Source organism: Streptomyces sp. NPDC059080 (assembly GCF_042739975.1).
Classification (GTDB): domain Bacteria; phylum Actinomycetota; class Actinomycetes; order Streptomycetales; family Streptomycetaceae; genus Streptomyces; species Streptomyces benahoarensis.
Window position 1 is genome coordinate 43749 of record NZ_JBHYGX010000021.1, and the last position, 25808, is coordinate 69556.

Here is a 25808-nt window from a genome sequence, read left to right on the forward strand (position 1 = left end):
TGGTCTCTCCTTACACCCACCCGTAGGACGACATGAGGGTCATGCTGATATCAACGGCACACCGCACTGGCGTCATACGCTGAGAGAAATGCGTGTAGGTAATGCCGATGTTGTTGACGTACCCGAAGTATTCCATTCGGGAAAGGCTCGGTAGTTTATCTTTGAAGGAGTGTCGTGCCTGGCCGAAGCGACACCAGACCGGGCTCATCTGCATGATGCCGAGGACATTCCCGGAGGGCGCCTTCGCGTCGCCATCCTGGGCTTGAGACTCCTGGGGGGTGTTGATCCCGACGAGGTTGTACAGTACGTGCACGTCGGCCATGACACCGTAAGTGCCCTCGACGGTGTCGAATTTCGTGGGGTCCGACATCTCGTAGGTGCGGTCGAAAAGCAGCGCGAAGGAAAGAGTGCCGCCAGCCGCGACCAACGGAACCCCCTCGTCCAGGTCCGAGCGCGTGTACGGCGGCATCACCTGATTCGCCGCGTCGGTGTTGTGGTTCACGCTGACCGTGGATGGATTGTACAAAAAGTTGAGCATGTAGAAGCGATTCTCTTTGGACTTACCGCCCTTGGGGAAAGCAGTCACCATGTACCCGCGCATCAAGCCGAAGCTGGATCCCTTTTCCCCGGGAAGGTACGAAGGAATGCTGCGGATGCGCGGGTCGAAATTGTTTTCCCACATCCCCTTTCCGGGAACGTTCACCGCTCCTTCGTTCTTCTTGCCCGCCATCACCAACCTCCCATCAGGGACTTGATCCGGTCGTCTGCGGCGATGTTGGCGACGAAGGCGTTGGCGGCTGACTTGGCGCCCTCGGTCGTGGCCGAGGGCATCTGGATCACCACGGAACCGGCACTGAACTGAAGACTGACCGAGCCACTGGAAGCAGAATTGGAGCCCTGGTTCGGAGAGGGGTTGAGCCCTTGGTTCAACAGGGCCTGGCGTACGGTGTGAGCCGCGTTCCGCTCCAGCACCATTTCCCCGCCGTGGAGTTTGGCGTCGATACCCTCACCGGGCTGCCCCGGAACTTCCCAGGCGCCGTCCTTGTACCAGTGCGGATTCTTGGAATTCCAGAAACTCCACGCCTTGGAAGGAGTGCCGTACCTACCCTTGATGTACTTGAGCCCCCAAGCAATCTGCTTCTCGGGGGAGTTGCGCCAGGCGGCGGACGCGGTCTCCTTGTGGATGTTGCTCATCGCCTGGGGAATTCCGTACGCGTCCGAGGTCGGGTTGTCGGCCCAGTGCCGCCAGCCGCTCTCCCCCATCCACAGCTTGTAGAGCGAGGTCCACTGGTTGCCCGTCCAGCCGTACTTGGCTGCCATCTTCTTGCCCAGCGTCACGTTCGCCTGGACGTTGTGCGGAGCGTCCTTGCCGACGTCGCTGCCGGTGGGGTCGTCGTCGGCCTCCTCGTTCTGTGAGGCGCTGGGCGTACGACTCACGGCCTGCTCGCTCCCGCCACCCGACAGAGCCGCGGCCAGGGCATCGACCTCCTCGATCGACCCGTACGCCCCGGACGTGGTGAGCCCGCCGCCGACCTGGGAGGCGGTCGGGTCCTCGTTGTCCCCGGACAGCGTCGCCTTGGCCTCCATACCGCCCGACAGAATGCGACGAGCCCGCTGGAACTTGCTGTACATCGGGCCCTCGACGACCCCCTTGCCGGGGTTTGCCGCCTCGATCACTCTCCCGCCGCCGGCGTACATGCCGACGTGCGAGAGGTCCTTGTAGAAGACGAGATCGCCCGGCTTGACCTTGCCGATCGGGACCTCGATGCCCTTCTTGATCTGGTCGTAGGTGACGCGCGGCAGGGAGACGCCGGCCCGTTTGTAGGCGGCCTGCATGAGGCTGGAGCAGTCCCAGGCGTCCGGGCCGTTGGCACCCAGGACATAGCGGTCACCTACCTGCGCGCGGGCGAAGGAGATCGCGCTGGAGGCTCCGCCGCTGGGCGAGCCGGCGGCATCTGCCTTCTTGGGCCCCGACCCGCCCTGCTTCGACTCCGGCGTCCCGCTGTCGCCGCCGAACAGGCCAGTGATGCCGTGCCACGCCTTCTTGGCGTAGGAGTCCTGGTCTGTGCCCTTGCCTACGTCGCCGAACAGGATGTTGGGACCGCTGTTCCAGCCCTCGATGAACCCGGACTTCGCGCCCTTCCCGGTGTCCTTGAGCCGGGAGACGGTTCCGCCGATGGGTCCGCCTGCCTTGTACGCGCCGGTGAGCCCGCCGACCCAGTCGGCGAAAGGCCCGAGAGCCTTCTGGAGCAGGGTCTTGATGTCGGCGAGGGTGTCCGCGCTTGCACGAGCCGCGTCCAGGAAGCTCGCGGAAGCCGGCAGGTGCCCCTCGCGGGACAGGCCCTGGAGGTAGCGCTGAGAGTCCTGGTAGCTGCCACCAACGCTCGGGGAGTAGTCCCGAATACGGGCACGGGCCCTGTCCCCGCTCTGGTCACGCTTTCCTGCATCCTCGATCAGCCCGAGGGCCTGCTTCTCGCTCAGCCCCTTCAGGCCCTTCTTCTCCGGGGCCATTAGGTCCCGGAGAAGCTCAGTCTGGTTGCGCATCGCTTCCAGCGACTGGCCCGAGAGGCCGGCCGCTCGGCCGTAGTTCGCCAGCGACATGGACAGCGATCCGCCCTGCATGAGCTGGTCGTGGAGCTGCTGCGACGACAGGGCGTTGAAGCCGCCGGCGTTGACGCGCTGGGCAAGGCTCAATGCGATGGCGGCGGAGGAGGTCTGGCGTCCGCCCGCCGTGCGGGTAGGAGTCAGACCGAACATCTGCGAGGCGTAGAACGCCTGCCCGGTGCCGAGTTCGTTCTGGAGCTGGGCACCGCCCTGGATGCCGAGGCCGGGAGTGATGTAGGCGGCCGAGGAGGCGCGGGTGAGCTGCCTCGGCACCTGGGACGACGCGCTCTGGAGCGTGATGTCGGTTGCACCGCCGAAGAGATCTTCATTGGAGGGAGCCCACATCACGGCGCCGCTCGCTCTCAGACCACGTCCCAGGGAACGCGCTCGCTGCCCAGCGGTTCCGTTCCAGTCCGGCGCCGCGAGGTTCATGCGCCTCTCGTACTGGCCGAGCTGCTCTTCGAAGCCGCCCGAGTAGTACGACTTCGCGGCGCCGACCACTGCGCCGGTGACACTGCCCGCGAACGCGACCCGGTTCATCGTGGTCGTCTGCGCGGACTGCCGGCGTAGCCGGTCCATGTCGGCGTTCATCTGGGTCATGGCGCCGGAGAACTGGTTCTCGCGCAGCGACCAGTTGGACCGAGTGCGTTGCTGGGCGCTGGTGAAGAGGATGCCCTGCTCGTCGAGCCGGTCCTGGGCCTCTTGGCGCCGCCAGGACGGCAGCGCCGTGTTGTTCATGGTCCGGGTGCCGTTGCGGAGCTGCCGGTCCCATTGGAGCTGCTGGCGCTCCAAATCGTCCTGCATACGCTGGCGGGCGAGGTTGTGCGCGCCCTGGGCCTGGAGGTGCTGCTGCTGAAGTTGACCGAGCTGGTGGTCCTGGCGGGTCTGGCCGCCCATGGGGCCATGGGCGCTCATGCCGAGGGTGCCGAGCCCGGCCTGGCTGGCGAACCTGCTCGTGAAGGTGGTGAAGGCCCGTGTCAGGGCGTCGATCTGGCTGCCGAGCTGGTTGGTGCCCAAAAGGCGGCCGGCTCCCGGGCTGGGGGGTGTACTTGACGGCGGTGGCGGTGTTGCCATTACACCCTCCTTTCGACGACTTCCCAGGCGGCTCGGCGAATCCAGTGGCGCCGCTCACGAACGGACAGGCTCTTCAGCTCGGACAAAGGCCAGGACGGGTGGACCTGCGAGAGAATCTCGAACTCGCGAAATGCGCGGGCGTAGTCACACTCCGCGAAAGAGCGTGGCCAGGGAGATCGGCAGGGTGACCTCCTCCCCGCACGTTTCGTGCACAAAGGAGAAATCGCCGTAGCGCGGGCCAGGTTGGGTGTCCGCGAGGAATTTGAGAAGTGTCTTCCGATCACTCATGGAGAGAGTGGTGGCCGGGGGGCGCTTCGTCGTGGAGCCATCAGCGTGCCGGATGCGCAGGACGCAGCGAGAGAGGATCTCGCTGTCCTGCTTGGCGGTGTTGCCATCCTTGATCGCCAGAACGGCGGCCTGGTCCTCGCCGGTCGGAAGGCGGACGGTCGCGACGGCCTGGCGGCGCAGCGGAACGTCGAACTCGGTCTGCTCCGCGTCATCGAGCCGCGTGACGGGGATGTCGTCCAGCGGGACGGTGAGATCCACGAGTTCCTCACAGTGAGGGCAAGGCAACGCCTCGAATTCGAGGTCGTTTCCGAACGTGGCCCGACGGATGGCCATGACGAGGTATTCGCGGTCACCGATGAGGAGTTCGGCGGCGATCCTCCGGGTCATGGGTTCGTTGCCGACGGTGTGCACGCCGCGCAGCAGCAGCGCTTCGAAGACCCTGTACGAGGTGGAGCCGGCGGAGGCGATGGCTTCCTCGTCGGCGCCGGTCAGCTCCTTGACCTCGGCATCGCGGTACCACGTGCCCTCGCGGCAGATGCCGCGTTCCAGGGTGAGGTGGGTTTCGCCAGGATCGGCGATGGAGGGCTCACCGTAGTTTCGGTCGTCCTGGAGGAGCGACTGGGTCGCGGCGGTGGCCTCTTCGGGGGATTCCAGGCCCTTGAAGGTCTGGTCTCCGAAGCGTTCGAAGTCGGGGAGCGTGATGGGTTCGGTCATGACTTGTCCTTCGCGCGAGTTCAGAATCAGGGGAGCGAAATTCCGCTACCGGGGCCGTACTTGTTGGCGATCTTGAAGTCCCAGCCTTCGTGAGCGAGGGTGATTTGCTGAAGCTCGATGCCGTTCGCGCCGGCGTCGAGATCGCCGAATGCAATGGAAGTCGGCCAGCAGTTGTAGACTCGCCAGCCCGCCTTGTACGTGACTGTCTGCGTTGTCACCGGATGGTCGAGAAGGAAAATGTCCATCGTGGCGCGGAAGTTGTACGAGCCGTCGTTTCCGCCAGTGCCCTGCATGACCCTGAAAAGTTTGGTCAGCCAGGCGTAGATGTCGGAGTCACCACAGATGAGTCCTCGCGACAGGGTGATGGGCGCAAAGTCGCTCTGACCAGGCATCTTCTGGGTCGTGGTGTTCATTCCACCCTGCCTGTAGACCACCACGTCGGTGGTGATCGACAGGCCGCTCACGGACATGAATCCGAGCTGATTCGTGCGCTTGCTGGAGTCCAGCGTGGAATTCGCCAGGTGAATCATCACCTGAAACTTGAAATTCCTCAGAGGGTCAGTCTGAAGTTGGGCAAGGCTCGGCTTCTGTGTGGTGGTCGTGGCTCCCACGGGTCACCTCTCATTCCCGGTCAGAGGGCCGCCGAAAATGAATGGGAATGAGAGGCGGTACGGCTGTGGCGCGTCGGTCAGACGCTGGATTCGACAGACGACGTGGAGTTGGAGAGGCCGCCCTGGTACTGGGAGATCTCAATGACGATGAATTCGGCCGGGCTCGCGAGCGCGACACCGACAGAGATGTGGATCTCGCCGTTGGCGACGGTCTGGGCCGTGTTGTTGCTCTCGTCGCAGATCACGAAGAACGCCTGGTCGGGGACGCTCGACTGGAGCTGGTCGGCCTGCGTCAGCGTGAGGAGCTGCTGGGTGACGAGCGCGTTGAGCGTCTGCCACAGTTCCGGCCCGTTCGGTTCGAAGATCGCGAACCGGGTCGCGTTCTCCAGCAGGTTCTCCAGGTAGGTGAGCATCCGGCGCACAGAGATGTACCGGTCCGGCATCCCCTGCCGGAGCGTGCGCGCGCCCATGATGCAGAACCCGGACTGCGGAACCCGGCGGATCACGTTGCCGCCGATCTGGTTGAGCGCGTCGAGCTGGTCGAGCGTGAAGTTCTGCTCGACTCCCACCGCGCCCACCAGGCCGTAGGCGGTGCCGGCGGGGGAACGGTTGGGGCCCACGGCCGCGTCCGCCTGCGCGAACTGGCCCATCACGGCGCCGGCGGGAGGGAGCAGCCGCGTCGAGGAGAGCGAGGCGCCGGCAGGGTCGACCACCTGGACCCACGGGCCGTAGAACGCGGCGTACGAGGACTGGGGGGCGTAACCCCCGATGGTCTCCGCGTACTTGTTCGCGGCGGTCCCGGAGTCGATCGGGGCCGGCTGTCGGGGAGCGTCGAGAACGAGGAACGCGCCGCGGCGCTGCTCGACCCAGGACAGCACGGAGTTGATCTGAGTCTGGGCCGGGATGTGGTCCGTCATCGAGGTGTTGCCGCACAGGTTGATCAGAAGCACGTCCGAGATGGAGCCGAACTGGGCGGCGAGCTGCTCGGCCAGGTTCACGGCTAGGACGCCGTCGGTGCCGGTCTCCAGGGGAGCGTCGGCAAGATACTCCGGCTGCCAGGAAGAGTCCGGGGTGGAGCCCGTGCCGGGCGTCGTCGAGGTCGGGGGGAGCTGGTTCTGCACGGTGATGTAAGTCGAGCCGCCCGTGGTGGAGTTGATCAGCCCGACCACGTAGCGCGGGTCGGCGGGGTTGAGGGAGACGTCCTGCCAGGTCTCGACGAGCGAGGACTGGTTGGTCGAGCCGTACTTGACGAAGAGGTGGAACCTGCCGGTGGTCCAGCTTGGCGTGGTGCTGATGTAGACCTTGTTGCCGTACGCGCCCCGGCCGCGGGCGGTGACCTGGAGGGCATCGACGGAGGTGTATCCGGCGGCCGTGTCGAACGTGGCCGGTGCCGTCATCGGGTCGCCGACCGTGGCGCCCTTGAACGGCGTGATCTGCACGGAGTGCGTCGTGTCCGGCGCCAGGCCGGTGAACGCCGCGCTCGGCTTGCCACTCTCCGGCTGGGCGACCCAGATCGTCTTCGAGAAGGACCCTTCGTCGGGCCGGGTGACGACGACCTGGTAGGCGTCGACCGAAGAGGCCGGCGTGATGGCGTCCCACTCGATCTGGAAGGCGGTCTGCTCCGGGTTGGCAGTGACGGAGCCCGAGGGGGCGCTGAGCGTCACGTTGGTGACCTTGCTCGACGGTTTCGTGCCTGTGCCGCTGGGTGCCGTGCCGTCAGGTGTCGCGACGATGTTCTCCGGCGGCGGCAGCGGCTGGTTCTTCACGACCAGGCGCGCGGCGACGGAATCGGTGGGGGTGGCCCGCAGAATCCACGCCTGGGACCCCCCGTTCGCGAAGTAGCTGTAGACCTGGAAAGGCAGGTAGTTCAGCCCGTTTCCGAAGCCCCCGTACAGGCTGACGAACTGCTCCCAGCTCGTCACCTTCACGGGATTCGACGGACCGGAATCGTGGGTGCCGACGAACGTCGCGATGGCGAGGCCGGGCGGGGATACGGGCTGGGGAAGGGGGTTGAGCGACTCCGTGATGTAAACACCCGGGCGCTTGTAGGCGAATGTGGTGGGCGTGGTCATCAGCATCAGCTCCCAGGGGGTTCGGGCGAGACAGTGAGCGTCAGAGGGGCCGAGGTGACCTGCGGGACAAGGTCGGAGTCCCGGGCGGAGACCAGGAACTGGGCCGGTGAACTCGTGGGGAACGTGGGGGTGCCGAAGACGACGCCTCCGTGGGAGAGCGCGAGACCTTCGGGCAGGTGGGAGCCCTCGGGCAGGGACCAGCGGATCTCGCCGTGGCCGCCGGCGCTGCTCAGCGATGTGCGGTAAGGCCGGCCGACGGTGGCGTTCGGCAGGACGGCCGCAGGGATCGACAGGCGGGTCTTGGTGACCTCGTGCGTGGGGGACCAGGGGCGGTTGGTGCCCTCGTCCCACGCCTGCTTGTCGAGGACGTCGACGAGGACGCGCTGAACCGGGGTGAGGTCGCGGATGTCGTCCGGGACGATCTCGCTGGAGACTCGGACCGCCCAGGTCGCGCAGAAGAGGCGCTTGCCCTGCTCGTCCTTCGATTCGGTGTAGTCCGGGCCGCCGAGCAAGTCGAGGCGTCGTACTGTCCCGTCCTCGCCGATGGGCAGGTAGCCGAAGCGCTGCGGGAGGAGGTCGAACTGCATCATGGCGCCGGTCAGCTCGATGATGTGCAGCTCTTTGCGGGCGTAGACGTCGATCTGGTAATCCACGTTCAGTGGAATGGGCATCTGCGCCATGTACGGGCTCTGGGTCGGGTCCGTCATGTCCGCCCAGGGCTCGTATCCCTCGGGGGCGTAGTGCAAGTTGACGAGGCCGCGGCTTTCCCGTTCCGGGTCACGCGAAATTCGCGTGTGGGATATCAGCGCCAGAGGGTAGGCGGCGTCAGCCAGCTCGTACTCGGGGTTCTGGTACCGGACGGTGACTCTTCGGCCCACGCCGGAGGTCGCATCATGCACCATCAGGCCCTGAAATTTCTCTTTCAGGGCCTTGTCTTCATTCAGAAGGAAGGGCACGGAACACTCCGGTATGGGCGCTTGTGGATCGCCCCACCAGAATGCGTCTGGCTAATTGGATGCGGTTAATTCCATCCGTCAGAACGCGCCTTTAGGTGGTCTTTGCGGCTAGTTGTGGCCCTTGCTGTGCTTCCGGCGCTTCTTGCGTCCGCCCTGGTCGTTGTCCTCCCCCTTGCTCGACTTGGTTGACTGGCCAGGGGCGAACGCCCCGTCGGGCGCGTACTGGTACCCGTTGGCCAGCGCCTCCGACTCCAGCATGAGATGCGTGCCGAGCTGGGTGGGAAACTGAGAGGGGTCCTCCAGCTCGTACGGGCCAGCCATGATCGCCTTCTCGTAGGGGGTGTCGGAGACAACGACGTAAACAGCCATCAGGGTTTCCTTTTTCGAAAGGGGTGCGCGGATTTCAAGAATTCGCGGGGTCTTGAGACTTGCATACCGTCAATTTGATTCGATAATTCAAAACCAGATGGTGCCCATCTGTGCAGTCACCGACTGGCCATGGGGAACCAGATGGCCACGTGCGCGACCGAGTCAGGCGCAGGGGTCGCCACCGTCGCCCTGCTGCGAGTAGGTCGGAAAAGGCTGGGGAAGGTCCGGGTTTCTGCTGAAGTCGCGCAAGTACGGGGCAAAATCTGGATCGTTGACCAGCTCGTCATCGCGGATCTGCTGGGCGTCGATCGTGACGATGATGTCCCTCCGGCGGATCTGCCCACGGATGTCGACCTGCTTCACCGCGAACAGGAGGTTGTCGTAGGCGATCCGGTCGCGCTGGTAGGCGCCGTGCTTGATGTTGATGTCGGTGAGCCCGGCCTTCGCGAGCTGGTCGACCTCACACGTCACGTGCAGCGAATCGACGATGTACAGGCCACTGTCGCGAGGCTCCGTATTCGCTGCTTCGGAGTGATTGACGTGCAGCGCCGGGAGCTGCCAGCGGCCGTAGTACCGCTTGCCGATGCCGGTGGCCTCGTCGTAGACGGGGTGCATCTCCGACTCGCCGTACTGCCAGCGGAAGTAGGTGACGGAGTCGCCGGTGGAGCGCTGCCACCCACGAAGCCCTCGGTGGAGGAGGGTGGTCTCGGTGTTGATGTTCCACCGGCCGCGCTTCCAGTCGAGTCGTCCGCGCATCGCCGCTCACCCCCACAGGCCGGGGTAGGCAGGCGAGGGCACGTTCGACTCGTCTGCGTACTCCTCGCCGTCGATCGGCGGGAGCAGCCGCTGGGGCATGGAGGAGTCGTCGTACTCACGTTCGATGAAGACGGGGACCAGGCGGTTCGTGGTTCGCGAGACCCGGCGGGCGGTGACCATCTCGATCCGGCCGAGGCCGACGTTGAGCTGCTGCGCGAGGGTGTTGTAGCGGCCCTGGAGCCCGGTCGTGGCGTCACCGATGTGCGCCATCAGTTGCCGATAGCGCTGCGTACGCGGCACGAAAGTGCCTTCAGCCGTCGAAATATCAATGTCCGTAGCGGCGTCAGTGGCCAGGGTCCACAGGACGTTGATCGCGGCGAGATAGGCGACAAGCGGTTCCTCGACGGCTGGCAAGTTCTTCAGGGTGATCGGCTCGTGGTCGTAGCGAATGAACCCGTGCGAGTCCCGGTAGCGAGACGTCAGACTGCGGCCGTACGCGTGCTGACGCACCGCGTCGTCGATATACGTCTCCAGATCTGTGTCGGCGAACAGGCCCTGGGCCGTGCCCCTCACGATCAGGGTCTGACCGTGGTGCAGCGGCGAATAGGCCGGATTCACCAGGACGATGCGGCCCTCGATGGAGTCCAGGACGTAGTCGACGTCAGGCGACAGATCGACGGCGGCCACAGGATCGGCGGTGGTGACCTTCGCCGTGACCGCGGTGACACCGGTCTCGGACAGGTCGTAGGAGGCCAGCTCATCGGCGCCCAAGAAGGTGTCCAGGAAGGGGCGCTCGAAGTCGCCGACCTCGTTACGAATACGCCGGGTGATCCCCGCCACCTCGGCCATAGTCAGCTCACCGCCAGCGTCATCGTCAGGCTGCCAGCCGCGAGCTGGAGCGCCTGGTTCTGTGAGGTGGTGATGGGGTTGTCCAGATTCCAGGCCATGAGGCACAGGCCCGTGGGCTGGCCGGCCAAGCTCGTCATGCGCGTCACCAGGGCAGCGCCGGTCACCGGGGCCACGAGGCCAGCGGCATCACTGAACGGACCGAACTGCACCAGGTCCGACGTCGTTGCACTGCGAGTGCCGATGGAGGCGGCCGACCACGGGATGGGCTGACGCGCATAGCCGGTGCCAGCCGCCTCGATGCCGAGCAACGTCGGCATGTCCGTCTGCCCGTCCGCCACGGCCTGCGTGAGCAGCATCAGATAGGTGGCACGCGGCAGAGGGTCGCCCCCCTGGGCCTTGGCCAGCCACTCCGCGTCAAGGGCGGTAGAACGTCCCGCGAGGTAGTCCAGAGCGGACACCGCCCCCTGGACAGCGAGGAAGCCGGCCATCAGAAGCCACCGCCGGCCTGCTGTGCCTGAAGGTCCGCGTACTCCGGCGGCTCCTTGCCCTCGGCCACCAGCTCGGCGAACTGGCTGACGGGGAAGCTGATGTGGTGGACCGCGATCCGCCCTGGAGACGGCGAGTCCAGCCACATGCACAGCACCGATTCCTCCGCGCTGTAGCCGACGCCGGAGGTCGCCGGCTCGACGATGTCCAGGACACAGAGCTGGCGAGGGTTATCCGGGTACTCCCCGCCGGTCGGGCTGACGTAGCGGTAGGTCGTCGTCAGCATGCCGACCCCTTCCCCGTGATCGGACAGCAGGCGGTACCAGGCCCCCTTCTCGGGAGCGCTCTTCGAGACCTTCAAACTGCGGCGCGTTGCCACCAGGGCACCTCCGTCAGAGCCACTGCCACACGTAACCGAGGCGGTCCAGGTGCTGGGCCACATTGAGCGGCACCTGGTAGACCTGGCCTTCCTTGAAATCGAAGTGAGTTCCCTGCCCGATCGTGACTTTTTCCAGGTCGCACGCGATGCGGATGTTCACGGTCTCCGGCGGGATCTCCACCGGCCCTTCCGCAGCCGTCTCCTCGGAGACTGCCTGGATCGTGCGACCCTTCTCGTCCAGCGCGATCGGCTCGTCCAGGCCGGCCTTCTGCTCCGCCTGGTGCATAGCGATCTCGCCCTTGCGCTTGGCCACTTCCTCGGCGTGCTGCTCGGCGAGAGTCGCCTTGAGGTTTCCGGTGTGATCCTTGGGGTTCCGCTTGGTGCGCGGGTTCGCGGGCATGGTCGTACTCCTAGCGAATCGGATGCTGAGTTCAGGACGGTGACGGACCTGATGCCACCGCCCTGCCGTGCGGGTGGATCAGTTGGTGGCGCACTGGACGACGGCGTAGTCCGTGATCAGGCCGAGGCCCCAGATTGAGTACCAGGCCAGAGCGTGCTCACGGCCGAAGTCCAGGACACCGCCGTCGCGGAGTTCCACCGGCAGCGAGATCGCGTGGCCGGCCGCGTTGTCGCCGATGACCAGAGCGCGATAGATCGGGTTCGACGGCGCGCTGGGGTTCGACGGCTGGGCGTTCACGGCCGGGATCGCCGGCGTCGAGCCCGAGGCGTTGCGGGCCGGCTGGCCGCCCCACTTCTGCGCGTCTCCCTGCGGGATGTTGGTGCCGAGCTGCGGGGTTGGGGGAGGCGTCGCATTGCCCTGGAAGACCTGTGTCGTCTCAACGAAAACGACATCATTCAGTCGGCCGATCTCGCCGAGCATGAAATTTCCAGGGCTTGCATACTTCGTCACCTCGATGAATTCGGGGTCGTCGCGAAGCCGCCTGCTTTGGTGTGGGTGGACGAACGCGACGTAGGTCTCGCCCAGGCGAGGGACGTTCTTCGTCGCGAGGGTCTCCACGGCGTCCTTGACCAGCGCGGAGGTGAAGTGGAACCCGCCGGTGGCCGCCATGGTGGCCTCGGAGTCCGCGAACATCCCGCGGTCGTAGGGGCTCATCGGGGTGCGCGGCTGGCCGGCCGACCAGCTCGCCATCTTGTCGTAGCCGTAGAGCACTGACGGGGCGCCGAGGAGCGTGTCCCGGCACATGCTGTCGAGGTAGGTGGCCATGTTCCGGCCCAGGAGGCGGGCACCGGACGCCATGACGTCGTCGAAGCTCGAATTGAGGAGCAGTTCAGTGACCGCGATGGCGAATCCATGCTCCGCCACAGTGATGGTGATCTGCTCTGCCGAAAGGGCGTGCGTCTCCATGCGGACACCCTCGACGAGCTGCTGCGCGCCGTCCAGCGAGCGGTAGCGCATGAATGACACCGAAAGGCCCGGAGCAGTTCCGAGTTCGGTCTTCTTGCAGTCTGTTACCTCTCCGGTTTCCCGGAGCGGGCTGGTCATTTCTGCCAGCCTCTACATGTCTCCATGTAGTTCGGACTATATCTTCACCCGCGTGGGGGGCCCGTACATAGTCTCTGAACCTTCCCATCGGAGCGAATCCAGGTGGGCTCGGCTGCTGATTTTCCCTACCCTCGACTTTTCGAACCGTCACGCTCAGGCTTTCGCCTCACGTTGTGGTGCCGAGGTCTAGCAGGATGTCCCAGCAATTCTCGGGCTGTGCACAGACGGATTGCTCCGTCAGGCGGCCAAGTCGACCATGAACTGTTCGAAGCGCAGTACCGGCATTGCCTGGAACAAAATTTCTTTGCTCCAGATGTGCTGGATGGCCGGCGTGAGCATGCTGGAGTTGGCCGCCTGATAGGCGGTTGGCGTGGGGGAGAGAACCGGAGTTCCCGTGATTCCGCTTGCCACGTGTTACCTCTCATCCCGTGACGGAACCGCCGAGCAGAGTAGGAACGAGAGGCGGTTTGGCTGTTTTCAGGTGGACGCGGTCAGTCGAAAAGCCCGCGATTGTTGGTCTGCTGTGCGGCGGCGCCGAGGAGCTGGCCGCGGTACTTCGCGAACTCGGCCATCGGCATGTTCTTGATGTCCTCCGCCGACAGCTGCCGGCTGCCGCCCTCGCCGTCCGTAGGTCCCATGCCGGTGTAACCGGTAGCGGCCACACCCCGCATCTGGGAGCGGGCGGTGTCCTGGGCTGCCTGCACAGACTCGAAGATCTGCGAGGTCTTGTCCTTGAGCAGCTGAATGGATGCGTCGACCTCTTCCTGGCTGTCCCCGGAGATGAGGTCGACCAGCTCCGGAGCGATGTTGGCCCGCTCGGCGCTGGCCCGCTCCTGGATGTAGGCGCGCAGCTTGTTGTACTCGGATTCCTTGGCGAGGGCTGCGCGCTCCTGCTCCCGCTCCCGCTCGATCTCCTTGAAGCGGGCTTCCCACTCCGTGGAACGCTGCTCCAGGAGGCGCTTCGCGCTCATCTCGGATTCCGCCTTGGACTTGGCGGCGTCCTGCTCCGCCTTCTCACGCTCGGCTTCTTCGGCCTCGCGCGCCTGGCGCTCCTCGGTGATCCGCTTCAGTTCGGCTTCGAGAGCCGCGCTGCGCTCGTCGACTCGGGAAAGGCGGGTGTACAGCTTGTCCTTCTCCTCCTGGCGCGCGCGCTCCAGGTCGGCCGCCGTGAAGCGGGACTCCTGGCTGGTGTTCTGCGGCTCGGGCGGCTTGGGCGGGTCCTGCACGGTGACCGTTCCCTCGGGGGTGACGGCCGTACCTGTCGCGGGCCCCGGGTTGCCGGCGGGCGTCTCGGTCGGACCGTTGGGTGCGGGGTTTGTTGCCAAGGTGGTTCACTCCAGGCTGGTGGGGCCGCCTGAACGAATAGGAATGAGTGGCGGACGGGTTCAGTCGTTTTCCGGGTTCCGTCTCTGGGCCAACTTCGTGCCCTTCGACAGCGTCACAAGTTCACTGAGAACCGAGTTGGTGTCCTTGCCCTGGCCCACGCCCGGCATTCCGGGCAGCGGGCCGGAGCTGGTCGCCCCGGAATTTCCGGACTCCGAGGAGCCCGAAGAGGCCGGTGCTGGGGGCGGGCTTTCCACGCCTTCCGGCGGCAATCCCGTTGTGCGCAAGATAGCCGAGGCAATTTGCGCCTTGATATATTCGAGCGCCCCGTCTTCCTTTGCCTCGGTAAGGCGCTCGTCGAAGATTTCCTGCATCTTCTCTCCCGGGAAGACTTCCCCGAGGTCGCGCAGGGCGCCTCGCTTCGATTCGAGGCCCAATGCGAGCTTGGCCTGAACCTCATTGAGCTTGACCAGCACGTCGACCGGGAGCGGCGGCGGCCAATCCACCGTCGTGTCGTAGACCTCGGGGTCCCGGGGGTCGATGACCAGGGGCTGCTCTTCGGAAGCCCGGACGCCTTGGGTGCTGGGGTCGTAGACGCGGCACTCTGGCTCGTACAAGAAGAGAGTGCGCAGGACGAGTTCGTTGATCCTCCTCAATCCGTGCGTGTAATTGGTCTGTTTGAGGCCGTAGCGCTGCATCAGCGGGAAAAACTGAATGCTGAGGGCGACACCAGAGGTATTTGAAATGGCCTGGGCCTGACCGAGCGCCGTTTCCGGTACCCCGGTCAGCTCGTGCATGGCTCGCTTGATCAGCTCCAGGTAGGCGAGGGGGCCATTGAGGTCGACGCCGTTCTCCAGATTGAAGACGTTGGCGTCCTTGGGGAGTCCGCCCCAGATTTTGCGGGCCCCCTTCTCCAGGTTGCTCGCCTTGGCGCCGGTGATGATGGTGACCGGCGCTGCGTGATAATTGACGATGTCGCTGATTTCCGTGCACTTCTCGTTGTACTCACGATTGAGTGGAATCAGGTCGACAATGTCGGAGAGCCCCCAGGGGGAGCCGGAGACCTCGATGTTCCGGATGTGCACGATCGGAATGGTGCCGAGCGGGTTCTCCCGGGCGTCCAGGAGTTCGTCATTGACGTACTCCTCAATGTACTCATCCGTGATGATCTCGGTGTATGTGTACACCTGCCGGGTCCCCTCCAGGGAGGTTCCCCAAAACTTGTACTTGATCTTAAAGCGGAGCAAGCTTGTAATCGATCCCGGTCATGCGGGTGATACTCCGGAAAACACTGTGCAGCGTTTAGCGGGAGAATCCTCACGCGACCGGGATGCTCATTTCCTACCGTGTCGGTCCATGCAGGTTCGTACGCGACCTTGACGAAGCAGTCGCCTGCGACACTGCCGTTCTCGCCCATCTGCCACAGCAGCGACTTCTTGTCGTTGTCGACGCTCCACACGCGCTCCAGTAGAGCGGGGACGATGTGCTCGTACTTCTTCTCCGACTGGAAGTGCACACCCCGGCCGAACGTAAAATTCGTGATGTACCGGCTCAACGCGCCCGTGTAATTGATCGTGACGGTGGGCTCGCCAGCCTCACGCTTGTACGCCCAGTGGTAGCCGAGGTACCACGCCCAATGGTTCGAGTATCGCGTGAGGCGAGGGCCGTGGACCTCGAATTCCTCGTCGGCCAGCTCAACGAGGCCGAGCGGCGAGACGCTGATGGTCAGGTCGCTTGCGGCGGCGCGCATTGATGGGGAAGCGAAGGCGATGGACACGGGTGGTCAGCCCCTCTCCGCAGCGTGGAGGAGCGACGTCCGTGCTGCGGTCCGGCCGGCGCCGGTGTACGCGCGCATCAGGTGACGGCCAGGTAGGGCACGGCGGCCCCGGACCAGGGCAGCGCGATGAGGTAGAGCCGCGGGTCCACTTCCTGGGTCATGAGGGTCGATTTGGAGGTGGCCGCGCCGTAGACGTCGACTGACAGGCCGACACGTATGGACTTTCCGGCCTCGACAGTCTCGATGAAGCACAGGGTGTGCGCCTGCTCATTTCCCGTCTGGATGTGCTGGTTGCGGTCGACGTAGGCGGTGGCGCCGTCGGCGCGGAGTTGGAGCCGAGCCCGGACGGAAGCCGTTGTGGAGTCCGACCAGGCCACGCACAGGTTGCCGAAGGCGACAAGGAGCCGCCGCTGAGTGAAGGAGGGCACCTGATAGCTGTGCACGAGCGTTGGTGTGCGCACATTGCCGGACAGGGTGAAGTTCGAGGTGCGCGCTGTCGCGACGGCCCACGGTGCAGCGCTAAGGGCGCCAATCTGCCCCTGCATCGTGTTGATCTGCGACTGCTGCGTGGACTGCGTGGAGTTCAGGCTGCCGATGGAGGCCGACGCCTCGATGAGGGTGGGGCTGAGCGGCCCGGACGGCGCGGTCGCCCCCCCGATCATGTTCTTGAGGAGCGTGTCGATGGGGTCGGCCACTGCCGCGAGGTCCACGGGGACGTCCGGGACTTTGCCCTCGGTGGGGATGGGGATCTTCCCCCAGGGCGTGGACTGTCCGGGAGCGGTCACGTCAGTCCACCCGGGCGTAGTTCCGGCGCTGCTTGCGTCCCTCGCCCCGGTCTACCTGGGCGTAGGACTGCTCGGGCTCGGAGGCGCCCTGCGCCATCTCCGAGATGAAGGTCGGCGCCTCGGGCCAGGACGCGGAGCCGACGTGGGCGCGCTCGCGCATCGTCTCCTCCGGCGGCTTCTCGAACACGTTCATGTTGTGGTTCATGCGGCCGGTCGGCGTGCGGTAGCCCTGCATGATGCCGGTGCCGAACTCCGAGGGGATGTCGGTGTCGGTGGCGACGCCTTCCTGATACCGCAGCGGACCGCGCCGGGACGTGTTCTGTGCGTGCTTGGTCTCGTAGAAGCGGTCGCTGCTCTCCTGGAATTCGGGGTCCGGGGCGAGGGGGGAGTTCGCCATGGTGTGCCTCCCGGTGATTGAGACGTCTCACCAGGACGCTAAAGGCGGGATTTTCCGGCCCGATAATGCGCTACCAGGGGGTGTTGTGCATTTCGACCTCGGGCATGGTCAGGTCGGCGGTCAGATAGAGCGCGTTGGAGAGCGAGTCCACGTAGTCATCGTGGGCGGCGTCGACCTCGGGGGCGGCGACGATGATGTGCGGCCCCTGGTAGTTCAGCTCGGCGTCCTCCATCTGCTGGCGGAAATTCCGCCAGTTCTTCGTCTGCCGGGTCTTCGCGTGCGCCGGCCAGACCACGAGGGACTTGCTCATGAGATCCATCATGTGGGCCCAGCGCTTGGTCTGATTGGTCCGGTCGGACTTGAGGTCCACGATCTGCGCGTAAGGCATGAGGACCCGAAGGCGACTGGCGACGACGTCGCCCAGGCCGCCGGAGTCGATGCCTATCGCGAATGCCGAGTAGTGGTTCAGGAACTCGACGATCCGGTAGTACTGCGTCTCCCAGTCCATGCCCTGGAGATCAAGCCAGTTCAGAATGCGGTGCTCATAGTTTCCGTATTCATCCGGGTAATCCCAGTTCACCCAGCAGACGGTCACGATGGTGGAGTCTGTCTTGCGTGCAGGGTCGATCCCGACGACGACTGGGGAGCGGTGCCATTCTTGGACGACGCGCATGGAGGTGTCGCCGAGCGCGTCGAAACGGTCCGATGTGACCAGCATTCCCTTGTCGAGAAGCCAGATCAGTCGGTAGCTCAACTTGAATTCATCGGACTCTTCACCGAGCCGGTCCATCTCGGACTGGACGAATTTCTTGTACCTCGGCACGTGCTTGGAGACCGTTTTCCAGTCGACCTGGAAGTGGTCCTGTTTGTGGCCCTTCCGGTTGGCGTTGCGCCGGTTTTTCTGGATCTGCTCGTAGAACCCGCTCTTCGTGTACGTGGGGGTGCCGGTCATCACCATGAGGCCGGCAGTACTCGCGAGCATGGGGCCGATGGACTTGTTCAGTACCTTGTCGTCGGCGGCCTGGGCCTCGTCGATGACGACCAGATGGTAGGTCTGGCCCTCGATCATGGCCTTGGGGTGCGCCGTTTGTTTCCGGATCAGGCTCCCGCAGCGCTTGAGGTGGAGTACCTTCCCCCGCGCGACGAGCTTCTCGTCGATCTCGGGGTCCGCGAGGATGTCCTGGGCGCGCTCGGAGGAGAGGCGGCCGACGATACGGGAGAACAGGGTCTCCGACATTTCGTCCGTGGGGGCGAATACGCCGATCCACAGGCCCTCTTTGAATTTGCCGAGCAGATCGGGAAAGACCTTGGCGAGCCTTGGCAGCATGATGGCCGCGCCGGCGACGACGTCTGCGACCGTTTCCGACTTGCCGGACTGGCGGCTCCACAATGCCGTGAGTTTGGCGGAGTCCTCGATGATGAGGGACTCCAGGATGCGCCGGGCGAAGGGCAGTTGGTAGGGGCGCAGCGGGTGACCGGACAGCTCGTCGATGACGACGATCACCTTGTCGATGATGTCCGCGACGAGTGCCTGGTCGGTGCCGGAGGTCTCCGGGGAGGGGTCGGCTTCCTCGGGCATGCCGAGGGTCAGCTCGTGTTCCGTGGCATCGACTGGAGTCCCCATGGAGGGGAAGCTAGATTGGGGCAAATACGGACGAATAATGACGCCGTATGTAACAGTGCAAGGTAGCCCTCTGCTACCTGTGTGTTATTCGGCTAGGGTGCCGCCATGTCCACGACGCCGGCCTGGGCCGACCGCAGCCGCCGCAGCCGCACCGCAGAGATCGACCTCAAGACGTTCGACGAGCGCTGGGCGAAGACCCACAGCAGCCCGGAGACCCTCCGCAAGTACCGGGGATACGCCGACCTGTTCATGGAATGGGCGGACCGCTACACCGAGTACTCCGGCATCGACATCCTCAAGGAGGTCGGCCTGGCGGAGCTGGAGGACTACTTCGACTACCTGACGTCCGAGCACTGGGACGGCCACCCCGGGCCCTGCGTGAGCGAGTGCGGCTCCCTGCCGTACGAGATCCCGAGCCTCAAGGCGAAGTACGACGCGCTCAGCAGCTACTTCGGGTACGCCATCGTCCACCAGCTCCGGGGCACCAACCCCGTCAAGGGCATCAAGCTCGACCCCCGCACCCGCAAGAAGCGCATGATCCTGCTCCCGTGGGAGATCCACGACGTCGTGGGCGCAGCCCGCCAGGAATCCATCCGGGCAGCCATCACGACCGGCTTCTTCTTCGGGCCCGGTGTGCGCTGCGAGGAGGTCGAGAGGATCGACATCGAGCGCCTCTACCAGGTCCCGCGTGGCCGGATGCTGCGCCTGCGCCGCAAAGGGAAGAACCGCTGGCAGGACATCGACGTCCCCCACCCTCTGAACCCCCTGATTGACGAGCTGATCGACGGGCGCACCCACGGCCCTCTCGTCATGTCCACCGGCCGGCGAACCCGGAACAAGGAGACGGGCGAGCTGGAGCACACGCGTCTTGACTCCTCCGGCCTGTGGCGCATGGTCAAGCGGGCCGGTGAAGCGTGCGGCTTCGACATCTCACCGCACGACGGCCGCGCGACCTCGATCACGCTGTCCCTGGTCGACCCCAACCAGCCGTCCATCGACCGCGTCATGACGTACTACGACCACCACGACCTCGACGTCACACTCGGCTATCGCAACGCGGACCGGCTCCCCTCCGGCTTTCACCGCAACCCCTTCGGCATCGACTGGAAAACACAGGCGCCCTAAAGCGAATATCGCCCAAAAACCCTCCCTGCCTACGGTCATGGAACCGAGCAGAGGAGGGTTTTCTCATGCCGCCCAGGAGAAGGCGAATCGGCCCCCGGAACCCCCGAGCCGCAAAGAACCGCGCACCGAACTCAGGCGTCACCCCGTACAGGACGATCCGGGAGCAGGAGTTCTACGGCACCGGCCAACAGCCGCGGAACCCCACCGTCGACTCCCGCCCCGGCTACTCACGCGCGGACATCAACAACGTGATCGACGAGGCGTCCCAGAACCTCAGCCCCGAGAAGCGCGAGGCACTGCGCCGCGCCCAGTGGCTGTGGGACGACGAGCAGCTCCTGACCACCCGGCCCACGAACACGTCCTACCCGCCTCGGCCGCGGACGCTGGCGGCCGGCTACGACTCCCAGAGCGAGACGCTGTTCGTCCGCTTCCGGGGACAGCGCACCGGACCCGAGCAGTACGCGGACGGCGTGGGCTACGAGTACTACAACGTCACCTCGCAGGAGTGGGCGAAGTTCCGCGACAACTGGAGCCCCGGCCGGTACGTCAATCGGGTTCTGAACGGTAAGCCCTACACCCCGGCCACCTGGTGACCATGCTGATCACCACCACCCACTGCCAGCGCGACTGGCCCCGGCGCTACCGCACCTACTACCAGGAGACCGAGCCGCCGTACCGGCGCTCCGAGCCAGCCGTGGTCTTTCGCCTCGGGGCTCGCGGCCTCGTCGTCGGCCGCTGGACCTCCCGCGCCCGCGACGAGCACCAGGCCCTCACTGATGCCCTGAGCGCCCGCCAGGCCACCCTCCTGGGCTCCGACGGCCAGCTCCTGGCCAACTACCGTCGCAACTCCTCGGAGACCGCCCCGTGTTCACCCGCCGACCCACCGAAGACGCCCTCCTCGACAAGGCCCGGAGGCGCGTCGCCGGCCTGAGCCGGACAGCCACCCTCGAATGGGGTGTGGCGGTCGCCGGCTACGTCATGCGCATCCTGGAGCAGTACCCGGCCGCCGAGCACCCCGAGGACGATCTGGGCGAGCTGGACACCGCCATCGCCGCGCTGCGCGCCATCCGCGAGAAGCTCGGACCTGGAGCCTGACCCCGTTCAGGAATTCTGCGATTTCCCTAACAATCCGGGCGGCCATGTACGCGCTGTTACGCTGCTGACTTTCCTCCGCCACACCCCCAGGTATTTCCACGAAGGGATGCACGGATGCCCCAGGTCATGCGGCAAGGCGGCCCGATCAAGAACCCGAGCAAGCCCAAGCTGCCGACCCACTTCGAGACGGCGGAGCTACCACGCGACGCACTGGAAGACGACGCGATCGTCAAGCGTGTCCACTACGCCGGCACGTCCTTCGCTGGCGTCCGCGCCGAGGCGTTCGAAGCCGAAGGGTGCAAGTTCGAGGGCACACGCTTCAACGGCGCCGAACTGGTGCGGAGTCAGATCTCTGACTCCGCGCTCATCACATGCGACTTCGCCCAGTTGAGGGCCAACGACGTCTCCCTCGTCCGCTGCACGGTGACAGGGAGCCGCGTCACCGGCTCGTCCTGGAAGGGCGCAACCTTCCGCGACGTGCGCTTCGAGGGCGGCAAGGCCGACCAGGGCGTGTTCCGGGAGTGCAAGTTCTACAGCGTCGTGTTCGAGGACGTCCCGATGGTGGGGGCGGACTTCCAGAAGTCCGAGATGCACAACGTCAGGTTCGTGAACTGCGACCTGACCGGGACCCAGTTCGCGCACCTCAAGCCCGGGGCCGTGCGCATCGAGAACTGCACGCTCCTGGACGTCGGTGGGGCGGCAGCGCTGAAGGGCGTCACAGTGCAAGGCCCAGGGTCGATGGAGCTGGCCCTGAGCCTCGCGCGGGAGGCTGGGATCCTCTTCGAGTAACAGGGCCGGACTCGACCCAGTGCCAGGCGCGGCAGCCTGGCGGGGCGGCCGTCCGGGCTGCCCCGCCCACGAGGATCGCGGTGGGCGACACACCGTGTGTTGCGCACTTTTGCTGTCTCTCTACGTGATGTAGCGAGGTCACCGACATCCGGCCGATCTCAGGTATGCGATGGGGTCGCGGAGGCAGAATTCGATCTTCATCTGAGGGCTAGGGTGGAGCCCCCCTGCCCCACCCCGGAGGAGCGCGCCCGGTGTCCAAAAGCTTTGTTCACCTGCACAATCACACCGAATACTCCATGCTGGACGGGGCTCAGAAGCTCAAGCCTATGTTCGCCGAGGTGGACCGCCAGGGAATGTCGGCCATCGCCATGTCGGACCACGGCAATATGTTCGGGGCGTACGAGTTCCATCAGGTCTCTAAGGGCTTCGACGGCGTCAAGCCGATCATCGGCATCGAGGCGTACGTCGCCCCGTCCTCGCGTCGCAACCGTAAGGCCGAGTTCTGGGGGCCTGGCGGCCGGAAGGCCATGTCCGACGACGGCGAGGGTTCCAAGGACGTCTCCGGAGCTGGAAAGTTCACCCACATGACCATGTGGGCCTACAACACCCAGGGCCTGCGCAACCTGTTCTACATGTCCACGCAGGCGTCCTACACGGGATTCTTCAGCAAGCCCCGTATGGACATGGAGCTGATCAGCGAGAACCCCGAGGGCATCATCGGCACCACTGGCTGCCCCTCCGGGGCCGTCCAGACTCGCTTGCGCCTGGGGCAGTATGACGAGGCCCGGGAGGTCGCCGGCGCCTACCAGGATATTCTCGGAAAAGAGAATTATTTCCTGGAGCTGATGGACCACGATATCGGAATTGAACGTGAGGTTCGCTCCGCCCTGCTGCGTCTGGCCAAGGACCTGGATATCCCGCTCCTAGCCACGAACGATGCGCACTACATTCACGAGAATCAGGCAGACTCGCATGACGACCTCCTGTGCATCGGCGCAGCCATGGACAAGGCCGACCCCAACAGGTGGCGGTTCGCTGGCTCCGAGTACTACCTGAAAACCGCAGACCAAATGCGGCATCTCTTCTCGGGGATGGAAGAGGCATGCGACAACACGCTCCTGATCGCCGAACGGGTCGAGTCCTACGACGAGGTCTTCGACAACGTTGATGAGATGCCCCAGTACCCCGACGTACCCGAGGGCGATACCCAGGAGTCGTGGCTGCGTAAGGAGTGCCTGAAGGGCCTCGCCAAGCGCTACGGTTCCCCCATCCCGGCCGAGGTCATGGAACGCTTCGAGACGGAGATGGCCGTTATCGGGCCGATGGGCTTCAGCTCATACTTCCTCGTGGTCGCTGACATCTGCCAGTACGCACGCGATAACGGAGTGCCCGTTGGTCCTGGTCGTGGCTCGGCTACCGGCTCGATCGTCGCGTACGCGACTCGCATCACCGAGTTGTGCCCGCTGGAACATGGCCTGCTGTTCGAGCGGTTCCTCAACCCGGAGCGCATCAACCCGCCGGACGTGGACCTGGACTTTGACGACCGCCAGCGCGACAAGATGGTGCGCTACGTCACGGAGAAATACGGCGACGAGTACACCGCGATGGTGAACACGTTCGGCAAGATCAAGGCCAAGAACGCGATCAAAGACAGCTCGCGCATCCTCGGCTACCCGTACGCGCACGGTGAGCGCATCACCAAGGCCCTGCCCCCGGACATCATGGGCAAGTCCATCCCCTTGAGCGGCATCTTCGACAAGGAGCACCCGCGCTACGGCGAGGCCGGCGAGATCCGGCAGATGTACGAGAACGAGGCAGACGTCCGCAAGGTCATCGACACCGCCAAGGGCGTCGAAGGTCTGATGCGAGGCACCGGCGTGCACGCGGCTGCGGTCATTCTGTCCAAGACGCGTCTGACCGACCGCATCCCCCTCCACATGCGCCCCTCCGACGGCGTCAAGATCACAGGATTCGACTACCCCAGTTGCGAAAACATGGGGCTGGTCAAGATGGACTTCCTGGGTCTGCGGAACTTGGGCGTGATCGACCACGCCATTCAGAACATCCGCGAGAACCGGGGCATCAAGCTCGCCTGCGTCGACCCGATGGACGACAGCAGCGATTCGGTCGTCATTCCCCTCGACGACAAGAAGACCTTCGAACTCCTCGGTCGGGGCGATACCTTCGGCGTTTTCCAACTCGACGGCGGCGGTATGCGCGCCCTCCTCAAGCTGATGGAGCCCACCCGATTCGAGGACATCGCGGCAGCCCTCGCTCTGTACCGGCCTGGCCCGATGGCCGCCAACGCGCACACGAACTACGCGTTGCGACAGAACGGTAAGCAAGAACCGGATCCGATCCACCCGGATTTGAAGGAAGTCCTCGACCCGATCCTGGGCTCCACTCACCATCTGCTGATTTTCCAAGAGCAGATCATGGCCATCGCTCGGACCTTGGCCGGGTACACCCTCGGCGGCGCCGACATGCTCCGCCGCGCGATGGGCAAGAAGAAGGCCGAAGTACTCGAAGCCGAGTGGCAGAAATTCCACGACGGCATGGAGGGCAACAGCTACTCGGAAGAGGCCATCAAAGCCATCTGGGACGTCATGCTCCCGTTCTCCGGATACGCGTTCAACAAGTCCCACACCGCCGGTTACGGCTTGGTGAGCTACTGGACTGCATACCTGAAGGCAAACTACCCAGCCGAGTACATGGCCGCACTCTTGACCTCCGTTGGCGACGACAAAGACAAGGCTGGCATTTACCTGGCAGATGCCAGGAAACTCGGGGTCACCGTTCTCCGTCCCGACGTCAATGATTCGCTCGCAGAGTTCGCGGCAGTCGGAGACGACGTGCGATTCGGGCTCCGCTCGATTCGAAACGTCGGTGACAACGTTATTGATGCGATCGTCGCAGCCAGGAAATCCAAGGGGAAGTTCACCTCGTTCTCCGATTTCCTCGACAAGGTCGACCTGCCAGCCCTCAACAAACGAGGCGTCGAGTCGCTCATCAAGGGTGGGGCCTTCGACTCTCTCGGGCACACCCGCAAGGGACTGACCGCCGCGCACGAAATGGCCATCGACGCGGTCGTGCCCCTGAAGAAGGCCGCCGCCTACGGACAGGACGACCTCTTCGCCGGCATGGGCGGCGACGGTAGCGACGACGAGGGCGCCGGCTTCGGCGTCCCACTCGACATCGACGACAGCGAGTGGCCGCGCAAGCAGCTCCTGGCCACCGAGCGGGAGATGCTGGGCATGTATGTCTCCGCGCACCCGCTGGACGGCACCGAACACATCCTGGCAGCCAACCGGGACACGACGATCGTCGACCTGCTCTCCTCTGGCCGAACCGAGGGCGTCGTACGCCTCTCCGGGCTGATCACCAACGTCACAGCCAAGATGACCAAGCAGGGCAACGCCTGGGCCATCGTGAACCTCGCCGACCGTGACGGAACGATCGAGGTGCTCTTCTTCCCAGCCACCTACCAGCTCGTCGTCGGCGCCCTGGTCGAAGACAGCGTGGTATCCGTACAGGGCCGTATCAATGACCGCGACGGTACGCTCAGCATCTTCGGACAGGAGCTGCAAGTCCTCGACGTCGCCTCAGCAGAACGCACCGGGGCAGCTCCCGTACAGCTCACGCTGCCCTACCACCGCGTCAACGAGCCACTGATCAAGGAACTCCGACGCATCCTGGAGGCCCACCCCGGAGAGAACCCCGTTCACCTCTCCGTCCGAGGGGTACAGAAGACGATCGTCTACCAACTCCAGAGCAAGGTTGACGCCACCTCGATCGCCTCCGACATCAAGGGCTCATTCGGGCCCGACGCATGGCAAGGCATGGCATGAGCGACGAGCAGCCCTCCGAGAGGGAAGAGATCCTCCTCAAGCACGGGGCCACCGAGCCCTACCTGAAGCGCGGCGGTGACACGCTGCTCCTCGCCCAGTTCGCGTACTCCTGGAAGAACCACAGGGGCGAGGACACCTCCAGCATCAATGAAGTGCTCCTGCGCCCGGCCGGCGAGCACGACGAACCGGCAACGGCCAAGCTGCCCGCGGTCGATTTCCAGGTGAGCCCGGAAAATCTGGAGTCACGCGGCCAGAGCGGAGTCGGTATGGCATCGCACCGAGTACGAGCAGCGAAAGCGGTCGCGCTGTAGTCCTTCAAGGCAGGAAGGTGGGGAGGCCCGGTCCTTGTTTCTGCTTGAGGGCCGGGCCCCTGTAGCGAGCCG

General features: G+C 64.9%; 26 protein-coding genes. 7 read left to right on the plus strand and 19 right to left on the minus strand.

The window, feature by feature from the left end; all coding sequences use genetic code 11:
* Window positions 1-10: 10 nt before the first annotated feature.
* The 19 genes from ACFWWQ_RS18135 to ACFWWQ_RS18225 all read right to left on the minus strand — a co-directional run bounded on the left by ACFWWQ_RS18135 (window position 11) and on the right by ACFWWQ_RS18225 (window position 18568).
* A complete protein-coding gene (locus ACFWWQ_RS18135; RefSeq protein WP_384597240.1) occupies window positions 11-730 on the minus strand; it encodes a hypothetical protein in 720 nt (239 codons plus the stop codon).
* Window positions 730-3621: a C40 family peptidase gene (locus ACFWWQ_RS18140; protein WP_384597242.1), complete on the minus strand. Its 2892-nt coding sequence runs from the start codon at window positions 3619-3621 to the stop codon at window positions 730-732. Before ACFWWQ_RS18140 ends, ACFWWQ_RS18135 begins: the two co-directional genes overlap by 1 nt.
* 201 nt (window positions 3622-3822) lie before the next feature.
* The gene (locus tag ACFWWQ_RS18145) at window positions 3823-4680 is read right to left on the minus strand and encodes a hypothetical protein (protein ID WP_384597244.1); all 858 of its coding nucleotides are present in this window, start codon (window positions 4678-4680) and stop codon (window positions 3823-3825) included.
* Window positions 4681-4706: 26 nt separating this feature from the next.
* Window positions 4707-5291 (minus strand): phage tail protein, encoded by a 585-nt coding sequence (locus ACFWWQ_RS18150; protein WP_384597245.1) that lies wholly within the window; start codon window positions 5289-5291, stop codon window positions 4707-4709.
* A gap of 77 nt (window positions 5292-5368) precedes the next feature.
* On the minus strand, window positions 5369-7363 hold the full coding sequence (locus ACFWWQ_RS18155; RefSeq protein WP_384597247.1) for a phage tail sheath family protein: 1995 nt from the start codon (window positions 7361-7363) through the stop codon (window positions 5369-5371).
* Window positions 7364-7368: 5 nt separating this feature from the next.
* Window positions 7369-8265 (minus strand): putative Ig domain-containing protein, encoded by an 897-nt coding sequence (locus ACFWWQ_RS18160; protein ID WP_384597249.1) that lies wholly within the window; start codon window positions 8263-8265, stop codon window positions 7369-7371.
* 162 nt (window positions 8266-8427) lie between these two features.
* Window positions 8428-8688, minus strand: a complete 261-nt coding sequence (locus ACFWWQ_RS18165; RefSeq protein WP_384597251.1) for a hypothetical protein — start codon at window positions 8686-8688, stop codon at window positions 8428-8430.
* A 162-nt stretch (window positions 8689-8850) separates the two neighbouring features.
* On the minus strand, window positions 8851-9444 hold the full coding sequence (locus tag ACFWWQ_RS18170; protein ID WP_384597253.1) for a hypothetical protein: 594 nt from the start codon (window positions 9442-9444) through the stop codon (window positions 8851-8853).
* 6 nt (window positions 9445-9450) lie between these two features.
* Window positions 9451-10284, minus strand: a complete 834-nt coding sequence (locus ACFWWQ_RS18175; protein WP_384597255.1) for a hypothetical protein — start codon at window positions 10282-10284, stop codon at window positions 9451-9453.
* 11 nt (window positions 10285-10295) lie between these two features.
* Window positions 10296-10781 carry a hypothetical protein gene (locus ACFWWQ_RS18180; RefSeq protein WP_384597256.1) on the minus strand — a complete coding sequence of 162 codons (486 nt, stop codon included), beginning with the start codon at window positions 10779-10781 and terminating at the stop codon, window positions 10296-10298.
* Complete coding sequence (locus ACFWWQ_RS18185) at window positions 10781-11065, minus strand: hypothetical protein (protein WP_384597258.1); 285 nt, start codon at window positions 11063-11065, stop codon at window positions 10781-10783. The genes ACFWWQ_RS18180 and ACFWWQ_RS18185 overlap by 1 nt, the downstream gene beginning before the upstream one ends.
* A 106-nt stretch (window positions 11066-11171) precedes the next feature.
* On the minus strand, window positions 11172-11558 hold the full coding sequence (locus ACFWWQ_RS18190; protein ID WP_384597260.1) for a hypothetical protein: 387 nt from the start codon (window positions 11556-11558) through the stop codon (window positions 11172-11174).
* Between the two features lie 78 nt (window positions 11559-11636).
* Window positions 11637-12662, minus strand: a complete 1026-nt coding sequence (locus ACFWWQ_RS18195) for a N4-gp56 family major capsid protein (RefSeq protein WP_384597262.1) — start codon at window positions 12660-12662, stop codon at window positions 11637-11639.
* A gap of 237 nt (window positions 12663-12899) precedes the next feature.
* Entirely contained in the window at window positions 12900-13073 is a 174-nt protein-coding gene (locus ACFWWQ_RS18200) for a hypothetical protein (RefSeq protein ID WP_384597264.1), read from the minus strand.
* 80 nt (window positions 13074-13153) lie between these two features.
* Window positions 13154-13888, minus strand: a complete 735-nt coding sequence (locus ACFWWQ_RS18205; RefSeq protein ID WP_384597266.1) for a hypothetical protein — start codon at window positions 13886-13888, stop codon at window positions 13154-13156.
* A gap of 159 nt (window positions 13889-14047) precedes the next feature.
* Window positions 14048-15232, minus strand: coding sequence for a phage portal protein (locus tag ACFWWQ_RS18210; RefSeq protein WP_384597268.1), 1185 nt, complete (start codon window positions 15230-15232; stop codon window positions 14048-14050).
* 607 nt (window positions 15233-15839) lie between these two features.
* On the minus strand, window positions 15840-16547 hold the full coding sequence (locus ACFWWQ_RS18215; protein ID WP_384597270.1) for a hypothetical protein: 708 nt from the start codon (window positions 16545-16547) through the stop codon (window positions 15840-15842).
* 1 nt (window position 16548) lies between these two features.
* The gene (locus tag ACFWWQ_RS18220) at window positions 16549-16944 is read right to left on the minus strand and encodes a hypothetical protein (protein ID WP_384597272.1); all 396 of its coding nucleotides are present in this window, start codon (window positions 16942-16944) and stop codon (window positions 16549-16551) included.
* 70 nt (window positions 16945-17014) lie between these two features.
* Window positions 17015-18568, minus strand: a complete 1554-nt coding sequence (locus ACFWWQ_RS18225; protein WP_384597274.1) for a terminase large subunit domain-containing protein — start codon at window positions 18566-18568, stop codon at window positions 17015-17017.
* A 105-nt stretch (window positions 18569-18673) separates the two neighbouring features.
* Between ACFWWQ_RS18225 and ACFWWQ_RS18230 the strand changes: the two genes are divergently transcribed.
* From ACFWWQ_RS18230 to ACFWWQ_RS18260, 7 genes are all read left to right on the plus strand, one after another.
* Window positions 18674-19693 carry a tyrosine-type recombinase/integrase gene (locus ACFWWQ_RS18230; protein WP_384597276.1) on the plus strand — a complete coding sequence of 340 codons (1020 nt, stop codon included), beginning with the start codon at window positions 18674-18676 and terminating at the stop codon, window positions 19691-19693.
* Window positions 19694-19758: 65 nt separating this feature from the next.
* Complete coding sequence (locus ACFWWQ_RS18235; protein WP_384597279.1) at window positions 19759-20286, plus strand: KTSC domain-containing protein; 528 nt, start codon at window positions 19759-19761, stop codon at window positions 20284-20286.
* Between the two features lie 2 nt (window positions 20287-20288).
* Window positions 20289-20624, plus strand: coding sequence for a hypothetical protein (locus ACFWWQ_RS18240; RefSeq protein ID WP_384597281.1), 336 nt, complete (start codon window positions 20289-20291; stop codon window positions 20622-20624).
* A gap of 26 nt (window positions 20625-20650) precedes the next feature.
* Window positions 20651-20788, plus strand: a complete 138-nt coding sequence (locus tag ACFWWQ_RS18245) for a hypothetical protein (protein ID WP_384597283.1) — start codon at window positions 20651-20653, stop codon at window positions 20786-20788.
* Between the two features lie 114 nt (window positions 20789-20902).
* Window positions 20903-21577 (plus strand): pentapeptide repeat-containing protein, encoded by a 675-nt coding sequence (locus tag ACFWWQ_RS18250; RefSeq protein WP_384597285.1) that lies wholly within the window; start codon window positions 20903-20905, stop codon window positions 21575-21577.
* 251 nt (window positions 21578-21828) lie between these two features.
* Window positions 21829-25425 (plus strand): DNA polymerase III subunit alpha, encoded by a 3597-nt coding sequence (dnaE, locus tag ACFWWQ_RS18255; protein WP_384597287.1) that lies wholly within the window; start codon window positions 21829-21831, stop codon window positions 25423-25425.
* Window positions 25422-25736: a hypothetical protein gene (locus ACFWWQ_RS18260; RefSeq protein WP_384597289.1), complete on the plus strand. Its 315-nt coding sequence runs from the start codon at window positions 25422-25424 to the stop codon at window positions 25734-25736. Before dnaE ends, ACFWWQ_RS18260 begins: the two co-directional genes overlap by 4 nt.
* The last annotated feature ends 72 nt before the right edge of the window (window positions 25737-25808 follow it).